Source organism: Pseudomonas sp. LFS074, assembly GCF_047978165.1.
In the GTDB taxonomy this organism is placed as follows: domain Bacteria; phylum Pseudomonadota; class Gammaproteobacteria; order Pseudomonadales; family Pseudomonadaceae; genus Aquipseudomonas; species Aquipseudomonas putida_P.
In genome coordinates this window covers 3,408,095-3,420,430 of the sequence record NZ_JBFPFV010000001.1, presented here as the reverse complement: position 1 = coordinate 3,420,430, position 12,336 = coordinate 3,408,095, and the positions used below count along the sequence as shown (strand labels likewise).

Here is a 12,336-nt window from a genome sequence, read left to right as displayed (position 1 = left end):
AACCGTTCTGGAGTCGCTCGCATGCCAAAGAAAACCTCAGTGCCCGTGCTTGCCGCATCGCTGCTCGTCGCGTCCATCGCCACCGCCCAGGCCAGTGACCCCGCTGCCTGCCAGACAGTCAACTTCGCGGAGGTCGGCTGGGCTGACATCGCCGCCACCACTGGGCTCGCGACTACCGTCTTGCAAGGCCTGGGTTACAAGACCAAGACCCAGATGCTGTCGATCCCGATGGCGTACCAGGCCATGGAAATGAAGAGCATCGACGTCTACCTTGGCGCCTGGATGCCGTCGATGGCGGCAATTTCCACGCCTTTTCTGGAAAAAGGCAGCGTCGAGCGGGTACGCACCAACCTGACCGGTGCCAAATACACCCTGGCCGTGCCGGACTATGCCTACGAGGCCGGGCTCAAGCGCTTCGAGGACATCGCCCGGTTCAAGGACGAGTTGCAAGGGCGCATCTACGGCATCGAGGCCGGCAATGATGGCAACCAGATCATCCAGGGCCTGATCGACAAGGACAGCTATGGCCTCAAGGGTTTCCGCCTGGTCGACTCAAGCGAGGCCGGCATGCTGGTGGAAGTACGCCGGGCGGTGCGCTCGAAAAAGCCGATCGTGTTCCTGGGGTGGGAGCCGCACCCAATGAACAGCCAGCTGTCGATGCGTTATCTGAGTGGTGGCGACGCTGAGTTCGGCCCGAACTACGGGGCTGCAGTGGTCGACACCCATACGCGCAAAGGCTTCGGCCAGGAATGCCCGAACGTAGGTGCGTTATTGTCTCGGATGGCGTTTGAGCTGGGGATGGAAAGCCAGATCATGGGGGCCATTCTCAACGACAAACAAAAGCCTGCGCTGGCATCACGGGAGTGGCTCAAGCGCAACCCACAGGTGCTGGAGAACTGGCTGGCGGGGGTGACGACGTTCGATGGCCAGCCAGGGGCATCGGCGGTGCGCAGTTACCTTGGGCTTTAACCTATGGCCCTGGGGCGCTTTGCGCCCCAGGGCGGCGATGCATCTGTGCAAGCCCGCGCAATGCACCGAGATCAGATCGCCAACGGTTGCCGGTCATGCCCCAACGGCTGGCGCATGACCGGGGCGCTCAAACTCTGCGAACGGTCGTTGCTCGGTGCACAGCCGAATTTGGCGCGGTAGGCGCGGGAGAAGTGTTCCAGCGAGCCGAAACCTGCACTGGCTGCAACCTGGGCAACGCTCATGCGGGTTTGCTGCAACAGGTTGTGGGCGCGTGCCAGGCGCAGGCTGAGGTAGTACTTCAGCGGCGTAAGGCCGGTGTGCTGCATGAACTGGCGCTCCAGTTGGCGACGCGACAGTGCCACACGCTCGGCGATGGCCTCGCAGCTCAGCGGTTCTTCCAGGTGCTGTTCCATCAACTCGATGGCCCGCCCCATCTTGCCGGCCTGGGCATGCAGGTTGCGGCGATAGCCTTCGGCTTGCTGGACCTGCGGCTCGCGTACCTGCTCGATGAGCATGTGCATGGCCACTTCGCGTGCCAGGTTGCCACCGGCCAGCCGGTCCAGCCAGCTGAGCACCATGTCCAGCACGGCAGTGGCGCCTGCGCAGGTCAGGCGCTTGCGGCCCAACGAGTAGAGCTGCGCGCAGGCTTGCACCCTAGGGTAGCTTTCCTGGAAACCTTGCAGGTTGTCCCAATGGACGGCGGCCGGGTGGCCGTCGAGCACACCTGCCGCAGCCAGCAGCTCGGTGCCGGTTTCGATCCCTACCATGACTGCGCCGAAGGCCGCCTGGCGCTTGATCCAGGCCTTGAGGGCCGGGTTGCGCGCGTGGCGGTGCACATCGAAGCTGGCGATCACCACGCAGGCATCGAATTCGCTGTGCTCGCCGATGCCCGCCTGGGCACCGGCGAGCAGGCCGTTGCTGGCGGGCACCGGCTGGCCGTCTACCGAGAGCAGGGTCCACTGGAACAGGTTGCACTGGGCCAGCCAGTTGGCGATCGAAAGCGGCTCGATCAGCGAGGCCAGGCCGAAGTTGGAAAACGAAGGCAGCAACAGGATGCCGATGCGCAGCGGAGGGCTGGCAGGGCCCTGCCACTGAAGGTCAAGGGTTTCGGATCGTTTCATGGTTGCACCAGGCTCGGCAATGGGCGCCGGCTGCATTGGCCGGCACCTCGTTCACAGGAAAGGCCCGCTGCGCCTATGCAAGCGCAGTGGGCCGGCTTTGGCAAGTACCCCTCAACGCTGGCATTCGCGCCAGCGTGGGTGAACCCACACAGGTGCATCGCTTGCGGTAAGCGCGGTGAGGCCACGGATCAGGTCGCTGGCCTTCTCGGCGATCATCACCGTGGGCGCGTTGGTGTTGCCGCTGACGATCTGCGGCATGATCGAGGCATCGACCACCCGCAGCCCGCGCAGACCGTGCACGCGCAATTGTGGGTCGACCACTGCTTCGGGGTCGCTGGGCGGGCCCATCTTGCAGGTGCCGCTGGCGTGGTAGCCAGTCTCGGTGATGCGTCGCGCCCAAGCGTCGAGCTGCGCATCGCTCACCTGGTCGGCACCGGGTACCAGCTCGTCACCGGCATAGGCGCGCATGGCCGGCTGGGCGAGGATCTCGCGTACCAGGCGGGCGCCTGCACGCATGTCGGCGCGGTCGCGCTCGGTGGTCAGGTAGTTGAAGAGGATGCGCGGCGCCAGGTGCGGATCGGTGCTGACCAGGCTGACGCTGCCCAGGCTGGTGGGGCGCATCAGGTCGATGTGCACCTGGAAGGCGTGCTCGGGCACCAGGTCTACGCTGCCTGGCTGGACCGCCAGCGGCATGAACGTCAGTTGCAAGTCGGGAAACTCCACCCCGGCCCGCGAGCGAATGAACGCGCCCGCCTCGAAATGGTTGCTCGCCGCCAGGCCATCGTGGCTGGCGAACCAGCGCGCGCCGATCAGCCATTTGCCTGGTGCACGCGTCCAGGGGTAGAGCGACACCGGCTGCTTGCAGCGATACTGAACGACGGTATCGGGGTGATCGTTCAGGCGCTGGCCTACTCCCGGCAGGTCGCGTACCAGGGGGATGCCCAGGCGCCGCAGATGCTGGGCCGGGCCGACGCCAGAAAGCATCAGCAGTTGCGGTGAGTTGATGGCGCCAGCACTCAGTAGCACCTCTTGGCGCACACGCACCTGGTGCACCACGCCGTCCATTTCGAACTCCACCCCGTAGGCTTGTTCGCCGTCGAAGAGAATCCGCCGGCTCAGCGCCGAGGTGGCGATGGTGACGTTGCCGCCTTTGAGTGCTTCAGCCAGGTAGCCGCGCGCGGTGCTCCAGCGCTTGCCGTCGCGGGTGGTGCGGTCGACCGGGCCAAAGCCTTCCTGGCGGTGGCCATTGAGGTCGCTGCTCACGCCATAGCCGGCTTGCTGGCCGGCCTCGATGAAGGCCTGGCACAGTGGCGGCGAGGTATCGCCTGGTGTGACGTGAAGCAGCCCGGTTGCGCCGCGGTAGGTGTTGGCGCCGTCCCGATGGTTTTGCGCCCGCATGAAGTAGGGCAGCACCTCCCGATAGCTCCAGCCTTCGCAGCCTTGTGCAGCCCAGCCGTCGTAGTCGCGGGCATGGCCACGAATGTAGACCATGCCGTTGATCGACGACGAGCCGCCCAGGGTGCGCCCGCGTGGTGTGCCGATGCGTCGGCCGTCCAGGCCCGGCTCCGGTTCGCTGGTGTAGCTCCAGTTGAAGCGGGTGCCGCCTACCACGATGCCCACTGCCGAGGGCATGTCGATGGTCCAGCTGGCGTCCGGCGGGCCGGACTCCAGCACCAGGATGCGCAGGGCCGGGTTCTCTCCCAAGCGCTTGGCCAGCACGCAGCCGGCCGAGCCGGCACCAATGATCACATAGTCGTATTCATGCCCGAGCATAAAGGCTCCCCCATGACAGTGGTCAGCGGCCTGCGCCGATGCCGTCGAACACCAGCTTGTGGAAGTGATGCACCAAATGCTCGCTTTCGTTGCTGCGCTCGGCGTCGATCATGTAGCGGCCCTGGTCGTAGCCGAGCGAACGCAGGCCTTTCTGCACGCTGATGTTGAGCTCGATGTCCTCGGGGCCGAGGTCCTCGTTCATCCACTTCATGCAGGCGTGGGAAACCTCCGGGACCTGCTCGTGGGGGCTGTAGTAGCCAAAACGCAGCAGTGAGCGCTCTGCGTCCAGCGGGATCATGATGAACGTGCCGAGAAACGCCGAGAAGGGGAAGGTATAGAAGGTGTTGTTCGGCCACAGCCCGATGTTGAAGAAGCGCTCATCGGGGTTGCGTGGCCCGCTCAGCTTGACGCCGTAGGCTTCCTCGGCCTGCTGGTTGGCCGGTGCGATGTACGTCCACCAGTTGTCGCGCTTGGTCAGGCGGTAGCCCTTGAAGTCGATCAGCTTGGCCAGGTCGATATGGCAGGGCCCGGACAACTTGAAATGGTACCCCTCGATGGAGTTGTCCATGATCACCTTCCAGTTGGCCGGTACGATCACGTCCTGCTCTTCGATCAGGCGCATCTTGCCAAGGTCGGGAAAGACCGCGCGCATTTCTTCGTCGGCACCTGGGAACAGCTCCGCCAGCGACGGCGCGTCTGCGTCGAAGTTGAAGTAGACGAAACCGCCGAGTTCTTCGACGCGGACCTTGGGAATGTTGAATTGCTGCTTGTCGAAGGCTATCAGCCGTTCGCTGCGTGGCGCACTGCGCAGGCTGCCGTCCATTTCGTAGCACCAGGAGTGGTAGGCGCAGCGCAGCACTCGGGTGTCGTTACCACGACGCACATCCAGCAGGCGATTGCCACGGTGCTGGCAGACATTGTGGAAGGCATTGATCTTGCCATCGTTGCCACAGGCCACCACCACGCTCTGGTCGAACATGTCGCACACCACGAACTGACCAGGCTCGGCGAACTCGTTGCGATGGCCGGCCAGGTGCCAGGCACTCATGAAGATACGGTCGCGTTCGGCAGCGAAGATCTGCTCGTCGAAAAAGTACCGCGAGGGCAAGGTGAAGGCGTGTTCCGGGCGCTGCTCGGCCCAATCTGCAATGGAAGTGCTGTGTTTGAACTGCTCGACGGATTGCATGGCTGGTCTCCTCCAGACACTGCCCCTGGGGTTCGATCAGGGGCTCGCTCGGGAGTTAATCTAGGGGAGGGTGAGGGGCTGCTCTTGATGGAAAGCGACAACATACGCCGATGTGCGCGGTGTCGAGGCTTCGAGAGGACGGACACCTTGCAGTGCTGTCGGAGCAGATATGGAAACGTGAGCTTTGCCGCCAGCCTGGCCATGAGAACTGGGGGGTGTCTTGTTGGTGGCACTTTGATATTGCATGGTATTGCATGCAGACTAGGCGCGGTCACGACTAGATCGGGGCGCCCATCTGCTGATCAAATTGAGGGAACATGAGATATATCTATTTGATTTTGACCGCTGCCCTACTGGGGGGGTGTGGCAAATACAACGCGGTCGACACCCTGTCTGACGCTAAGCCGGATAGTCGAGACATTGGTCTGTGTGGAGGCGGACTTGGCATCGACAATCAGGTGGGTCTGATCATTCGTAGTGAGGCCGAAAAATCAGGTGGTGAGCTTTCGGCTTCTCAACGTTCGAAAATCCAGGCGTCAGCGGTCGATGCGGGGATTTTGTCAACCAACGACAATTACGAAACCTATGTGAAGTGCATCCTCGAGCTAAACAAGCGACGTGGCGACACCCAGACGCTGAATCTGCAAAAGCGCCTGCAGCAACCTGCGTTGAAGGTCTGGCGTCAGGGCTATGAACACGAGTCCAGTTACGTTCGGCGCTTGGTGATCGAAAACACGGGTGAGGAGCTGACAGAACTGCAGGTCACCCAAGCGCCCTTTCTTGTGATCAGCGGAATGTGCACTATTGATCTGGCCAGGGAATACGACAAGAAGAAGTGCCGTGATTTACCCGTCGCATATATTCCCCTTGAAAATTATTACTCCTTAGTTACCTGGGTTGGCGCCTATACGGGCGAGCTCTATTCGGTCGATGAAGCACCAGATGGCATGGATGAGGTGGTGAAGCGTTTTGCAGGTGCCAATGCTCTGCCCGGAGCCCTAGCATTGAATGACAATCTGGTGCTTCTGGTGAGGGTTCGTTACAAGGACAAATTTCAAGAGACGCACGAACGCTTTTTCGATGTAACGTTCACGCAGATTGAGCTTGAGGCCGATCTAGGCCAAGCGCTCTTTGCAAGCCGAGATGAGCTGCTTCAGGCTGGCTTGGTGGTCGATGTGCGAAGGATTGCGGTATCACGGCTGCTAGAGGTCTGGTCAAGCCTTCAGCAGCCTAGGAGTGAGCTGCCGACTTTCTGGCAGCGTTTTGAAAAGCGTCGGAGTGAGGTCTGAACTCAACTTGGCAATCTACGCAATGGAAATGAATAGATCTCCATGATCTATGAGGCGGCAGAAATGATTAGATGAACAACCCGCCCGACGATGCCTAGAGACTGTCCGGATCCCCGAAGAACTTTTGGAAAGGCCTCTGGAACGGCATTTCTGGCTTCAAAAAGCAGAAATGTACCCCCAAAAATACCCGCGATACCCCCAGCAGGATGCACGATCGAGAATGGTGACCGCTGTCGCCGTCCCTTGTACATACCGTACTTGTCGTGTTCTTCGAAGTTCATAGTACGCTCCTGGCCAGCGGCCACAGGCAGCAGAGCCTCTCGACTCTTGGTTCAACGCTGCTCGGGTGACGCCGGCGGGAATGTCGGCGTCATCTGACCTTTTATAACCGCGCGATATCCGTCGAGCATTTAGCAAGGCTCGTACGAGAAGCGGGCGGGACAGCGAGCGACGGAATAGGACACTAAGCTACGACAGCCTGGATGCGTTCTGCGGCGCTCAGAATAGGAGAGTGGTCAGCATAACCAGCCGTTCGCTATTTGCGACCAGTGGTGGGACATGGAGTCGACTGAAGCGGCTGCGGATTTCCGTCAATTTGGTCCGAACGCCTTAAGGACACACAGCACGCGTCGAGAACATCTACGGCGACCCGCGCTACTTGATGCTGACCGTTAATTGCAGAGACGAACAAGAGGTTTGCCCACGAATACTGCACGGTGACCATTTGAGCGTTCGATGCAGCAAGCTCGCAGTCACACACTGTAACTGCCTCCGGAAGACCCGGCCATGCCCATCGAGATCATGAAAACGCCTATCCGCGTACGCGCCAGCAGAGGCCGAACGTGTAAACGGCCCGGACCCCGTCCATGGATCTGATCTGGCAAACAATCCAGGCCGAGTTCGCCGACATTGGCGATGAGCGCGGGATCGTGCGAATCCTCGTACGCCTGTTGATGGCTGCCGTACTGGGCGCGGTACTGGGCTTCGAATGCCGTAGGTAATGGCCTCTCGTAAAACATAGCCCAGAATGTGTTCACCTTCGGTTTTTTCACCACGCTCGATGTCTCTAAGCATAGACGTGGAATAGGCCGACTCTGGGTCAGTGAAAACCTCTCGATAATTTCGAAGGAACTCTGAGGTCATGGGGTACTCATGCTCCAGTTGGTGAATTTGCCGTCCCAAAGCAGAGGCGGTCAGATTGACGCAGAGAGCGGCTGATGAGACAGAACCTTGTTCTGCCACCGCTAGCACGTAATTCATTACTTGAAGTGGCATGCGCAGCAAAGCGCCTACGATTTTCGATCTACCCAACGATCTCTCCTGAAAACAAACTGGCCAAGTTAAGCCGCTCCAGATGGTAGCTATCCTTGATTGATGCGTGTTGTTTGGCCCCAGACTCATCCTAGGTCGAGGTTCATCGGCAGTTTCTATTTTCGCTACCACATTTCAGTGGCTTCTATCAGAACAGATCCTGTGGGATTTGGTCTCCGGCGTTCGCAGAAGAGTCGACACCGATCGAGTGCACTTCCGGTGAATTCTCAACTTTGAAAACCTCCAAGGCCGTCTTCGGCCCGTGCGCAGTTGCCGCCGTACCGTCATCGGTATTAATGAGCCGGGTTATGATCCCGTCGGGCTCAGGCTGCGAGTAAGGGGCTGTCCCTGCAAGTGCCTCCTTCATGAAGTCCATCCAGATAGGTAGGGCAATGGTTACCCCCCATTCCCTCCGCCCCAGGCTCTGCGGCTGATCGAATCCTGCCCAGACGCTCGTCACGTAATTGCCATTGTAGCCCGTGAACCAGGAGTCCTTGGCTTCGTTCGTGGTACCCGTTTTCCCCGCGATGTCTGGGCGATGCATAGCTGAAGCGGCACGACCGGTGCCGCGTTTGATGACATCCTGGAGCATGCTTGTGAGTAAGTAAGTCGTACGGCTGTCTACCACCTGTTCAGCGACGGATTCTGGCGTTGGATTCTGTTCGCTGGGCGCAGTGCGGGGGGCAGCCTGGAAGACAACCCGGCCTATGCGGTCTTCGATCCTGTCAATGAAGAACGGCGTGACCTTGTAGCCGCCATTGGCGAGGACACTCCAGCCGCCGACAACTTCCATAGGCGTCACGGAAGCTGTGCCCAAGGCGAGGGAGAGGTTATGCGGCATGTCTTTGGGATCGAATCCGAAACGCGTGATGTAGTCGATGGTCGGGTCGATCCCCATGGCCTGCAGAAGGCGTATCGAGATCATATTCCTGGAGCGATAGAGCGCTTCACGTAGGCGAATGGGACCAAGAAACGTGCGGTTTTCGTTCTGTGGGCGCCATGCCGGCCCTGAGTAGTCGCTGCCCAACACGATAGGGGCGTCATTGACGATGCTTGCCGGTGTGTATCCGTTGTCGAGCGCCGCACAATAAATGAAAGGTTTGAAGCTAGAGCCCGGTTGCCGCTTGGCTTGCACCACACGGTTGAAACCGCTCTGGTGAAAATCGAAGCCACCGACAAGAGCCTGGATCGCGCCATTTTGCGGAGCTACCGAAACCAGCGCACCCTGAACCTTGGGTACCTGGCTAAAACTGAGCGTCTGGGAGTCTTCCTGATCAACCCTGATGACGTCGCCTGGCCTGACCACGTCTGCAGGCCGCAGGGGTTGTGGCCCTAATGCACTGTGGTTAATGAATGGGCGCGCCCATGCCATGGTCTGCCAAGCGACTGGGCGTTGCTGACCGGTCTGGTCGACCACCATGATGCGGTTGTCGAAGACCTTAGTGACGGCTACGGCTTTCAACCCCCCAAGCACGGGATACGCTTTCAATCCTTCCAGCCATGCCTGGCTCAGGTTGCCTGGGAAATGGCCTTCGGGGCCGCGATAGCCATGGCGCTTGTCATAGGTTTTCAAACCATTTTGTAACGCATCGTTAGCGGCCTGCTGCAACTTGCTGGAGACGGTTGTCACCACGCGAAAGCCTTGCGTGTAGGCTTGATCCCCGAAACGATCGAACATCTGCGCCCTGGCCATTTCAGCGATGTAAGGCGCAAGGACTTCGGTTTCAGGCGCGTGATAGCGGGCTGTGATGGGCTCTTCCAGCGCTGCGTGGTAACGAGCGTCATCGATGCTACCCAGCGCGAGCATCCGGCCCAGAATCCAGTCTCGGCGCTGCTTGGCCCTTGTGGGGTTGTTGATGGGGTTGAACCGTGAGGGTGCCTTTGGCAAACCCGCGATCATTGCGGTCTGTGCCAGCGTCAGTTGCGATACCGGCTTTCCGTAATAGATCTGAGCGGCTGCAGCGATGCCATAAGCCCGCTTGCCCAGGTAGATCTTGTTGACGTACAGGTTGAAAATTTCATCTTTTGATAAGGCCCGTTCTATTTTCAAGGCCAGCAGTATCTCGGTCAGTTTGCGAGAGAATGTCCGTTCTTTACTCAAGAAGAAGTTCTTTGCCACCTGCATGGTGATGGTGCTTCCCCCGGAGCGTACATGGCCGCTCATGACCAAGGCTAAAGCCGCACGCATCAGGCCTGTAGGGTCGACGCCAGGGTGGTGGTAGAAGTTGGCATCTTCTGCGGCCATGAAAGCGGCCAGGAAGTCGCTGGGAATCTGCGAGTAGGGCAGGGGGATTCGACGTATTTCTCCAAATTCGGCGATCAGTCTTCCGTCGGCGCTCACTACTTGCAGTGGCTCTTGCAGTTGCACGTCCTTGAGGGTTGCTACATCGGGCAACTGTGGGCTGAGGTAAAGATACGTACTGCTTGCGCCCAGCAGTATCACGCTGGTGATTGCCAACGTACACCAGCCAAGGGCTTTTAAAAGCCGCATGCATCGCTCCTTATATACAATGTTCGATTCCCGTGTACAGGCTTCAGAGGATTCCAGTGCGTGCGTCGGCACCTATCGCATTGGGTATCGAGGCGTTTTGCAGGGTATTCGGGACGGTAAATTTCGGCTTAAGTTGCCCGTTCGCATCCAATAGCCAGGCGTCCATGACCTTGCGCACCACCGGCCCCGCCACTCTGGCCCCGGCTTCTCCGTTTTCAATCATGACCGCGACCACGATGGCCGGACGTTGCGCGGGGGCAAAGCCGACAAAAAGCGCGTTGTCCCGGTGGCGTTCCTGGGTCTTGTTGCGGTTGTATCGTTCACCCTGCTTGATCGCGATGACCTGTGCTGTCCCGCTCTTTCCGGCTATTCGATAGTGCGCACCTTGGGCCGCCCGGCGCCCGACTCCTCGAGGGTTGTGCATGACCATTTCCATGCTCTTTACAACCTCGTCCCAGACCCTCGGATCCTTGAGGGTGATATTGGGAAACGGATGGGGATCGCCTGGCTTCTCGCCTCCAATTGAGCGCGCCAGATGTGGGCGGTGCCAGATGCCTTTGCTGGCAATCAGGCTGGTGGCCTGCGCCATTTGCAGGGGCGTCATCTGCATATAGCCCTGTCCGATGCCCAGTATCAGCGTTTCGCCGGGGTACCATGCTTGACGGCGGGTTGCGCGTTTCCATGCGGGGGATGGCATCAGCCCAGGGGACTCTTCGAACAGATCAATTGAGATCTTCTGCCCGAGGCCAAACTCACTGAGGTAGGTGTCCAACCGTTCAATACCTAGCTTGTGCGCCAAGTCGTAGAAGTAGGTGTCATTGGAGCGCATGATGGCGTCGTACATGTCGACCCAGCCGTCTCCCGCCCGATTCCAGTTGCGGTACTTGTGATTGTAATTGGGCAGTTCGTAGTAGCCACGGTCGAATACCCGTTGGCTTGGGGTAATCACGCCACTGTCCAGACCTGCAACCACGACCATGGGTTTGATCGTTGAACCAGGCGGGTAGAGCCCGCGAAGCACGCGGTTGAACAGCGGCATATCGGCTGAGTCGCGCAAGGTCGCATAGTCGCGGGCCGTGATGCCTTTGACGAACGGGTTGGGGTCGAAGCTTGGCCGGCTGACCATGGCCAAGACTTCCCCTGTGTCGGGGGCCAGTGCAACCAACGCGCCACGCCGGTCTCCCAATGCCTGCTCGGCAGCGGCCTGCAGTGCCACATCGAGCGTCAGCACGATGTCCTGGCCCGGCACGGGGTTGTGACGGCCCAGCACACGCATGACCTTGCCTTGAGCATTGGTTTCTACTGTTTCGAAACCCATCTCGCCATGCAGAACATTCTCATAAAACCGCTCGATGCCGGTTTTTCCGATCAGTTGCGTGCGCAGGTACTTAGCGTGATCGAGGTGCTTGAACTCTTTTTCGTTGATGCGCCCCACATAACCGACCGAGTGCGCAAAGTGCTCACCCAACGGATAAACCCTGGAGAACTGCGCTTGAACCTCCACGCCTGGTAACTGAAATTGGTTCACCGCGACCCGTGCAATTTGTGTTTCAGTGAGGTCCGACATCAGGATGACGGGCTCGAAGGCTCTGCGCGGGCGATGCAGAGCCCTGTCCATCTTGTTCATTTGCTCGGTGTTCAGCGCAAGGACCTGGCCGAGCTTTTTGACGACCGCCTGCACATTGCCTGCGCTTTCGCGGAGGATAGACAAGTTGAAGATAGGAATATTGTCGGCCAGCACCACTTTGTTCCGGTCATAGATAATGCCCCGTGCGGCAGGCAGTGGCCGGATATGGATGCGGTTCTTTTCTGCAACAGCAACGTGTAGATCATGTTGAGTGACTTGCAAGAAGAACAATCGGCAGACCAATGCAATTGTCAAGGCCAGTACCAGAAGGGCGCTGGCGATAATGCGGGTTCTTACAATTCTGTTACTGGCTTCCCGGTCCGATAGGTGGGTGGGGTATGTCATCAATAAACCATTACCGCTTAATCAGCTCTCGCTTCCTCGGATTTCGATTATTTTACGGTCAATGAATTATACGGCAATGGGGTTTTTTAAATATCTGATATAATTTCAATTGATGTCGTGATGTTTCAGTTGGTGTTGAAATCCGAGCGAAAAGTGCGGCATGATATAAAATAAGTTGATATCAGATGTGCTTTTTTGCGCGTTGCTCTATATCGAGGCGGGGA

The 12,336-nt window shown here is 59.1% G+C and carries 8 protein-coding genes and 2 pseudogenes; 3 read left to right on the top strand and 7 right to left on the bottom strand.

Going from position 1 to position 12,336, the window contains the following annotated elements:
* The first annotated feature begins 21 nt into the window (after nucleotides 1–21).
* On the top strand, nucleotides 22–969 hold the full coding sequence (locus tag ACNQP3_RS15640; protein ID WP_060492521.1) for a choline ABC transporter substrate-binding protein: 948 nt from the start codon (nucleotides 22–24) through the stop codon (nucleotides 967–969).
* Nucleotides 970–1,040: 71 nt separating this feature from the next.
* Here ACNQP3_RS15640 and ACNQP3_RS15635 read toward each other — a convergent pair whose 3' ends face one another.
* The 3 genes from ACNQP3_RS15635 to ACNQP3_RS15625 form a co-directional block, all read right to left on the bottom strand.
* Nucleotides 1,041–2,090, bottom strand: a complete 1,050-nt coding sequence (locus tag ACNQP3_RS15635) for a GlxA family transcriptional regulator (RefSeq protein ID WP_049773300.1) — start codon at nucleotides 2,088–2,090, stop codon at nucleotides 1,041–1,043.
* 111 nt (nucleotides 2,091–2,201) lie between these two features.
* Nucleotides 2,202–3,863, bottom strand: a complete 1,662-nt coding sequence (locus ACNQP3_RS15630) for a choline dehydrogenase (protein WP_060492522.1) — start codon at nucleotides 3,861–3,863, stop codon at nucleotides 2,202–2,204.
* 22 nt (nucleotides 3,864–3,885) lie between these two features.
* A complete protein-coding gene (locus ACNQP3_RS15625) occupies nucleotides 3,886–5,049 on the bottom strand; it encodes an aromatic ring-hydroxylating oxygenase subunit alpha (protein ID WP_060492523.1) in 1,164 nt (387 codons plus the stop codon).
* Nucleotides 5,050–5,366: 317 nt separating this feature from the next.
* On the opposite strand from ACNQP3_RS15625, the gene ACNQP3_RS15620 reads away from it, so the two are divergent.
* Nucleotides 5,367–6,338: a hypothetical protein gene (locus tag ACNQP3_RS15620; protein WP_264316176.1), complete on the top strand. Its 972-nt coding sequence runs from the start codon at nucleotides 5,367–5,369 to the stop codon at nucleotides 6,336–6,338.
* 47 nt (nucleotides 6,339–6,385) lie between these two features.
* Here ACNQP3_RS15620 and ACNQP3_RS15615 read toward each other — a convergent pair whose 3' ends face one another.
* Entirely contained in the window at nucleotides 6,386–6,619 is a 234-nt protein-coding gene (locus ACNQP3_RS15615) for a hypothetical protein (RefSeq protein ID WP_264316175.1), read from the bottom strand.
* A gap of 585 nt (nucleotides 6,620–7,204) precedes the next feature.
* Between ACNQP3_RS15615 and ACNQP3_RS15610 the strand changes: the two are divergent.
* Nucleotides 7,205–7,327 (top strand): annotated as a pseudogene (locus ACNQP3_RS15610) (MgtC/SapB family protein); the annotation flags it as partial.
* A 46-nt stretch (nucleotides 7,328–7,373) separates the two neighbouring features.
* Here the strand turns inward: ACNQP3_RS15610 and ACNQP3_RS15605 are convergent.
* The 3 genes and pseudogenes from ACNQP3_RS15605 to mrdA all read right to left on the bottom strand — a co-directional run.
* Nucleotides 7,374–7,598: pseudogene (locus ACNQP3_RS15605) on the bottom strand (LysR family transcriptional regulator); the annotation flags it as partial.
* A gap of 199 nt (nucleotides 7,599–7,797) precedes the next feature.
* Nucleotides 7,798–10,140 carry a penicillin-binding protein 1A gene (locus ACNQP3_RS15600; RefSeq protein ID WP_264316174.1) on the bottom strand — a complete coding sequence of 781 codons (2,343 nt, stop codon included), beginning with the start codon at nucleotides 10,138–10,140 and terminating at the stop codon, nucleotides 7,798–7,800.
* 43 nt (nucleotides 10,141–10,183) lie between these two features.
* Nucleotides 10,184–12,112, bottom strand: a complete 1,929-nt coding sequence (mrdA, locus tag ACNQP3_RS15595; RefSeq protein WP_264316173.1) for a penicillin-binding protein 2 — start codon at nucleotides 12,110–12,112, stop codon at nucleotides 10,184–10,186.
* Nucleotides 12,113–12,336 lie beyond the last annotated feature (224 nt).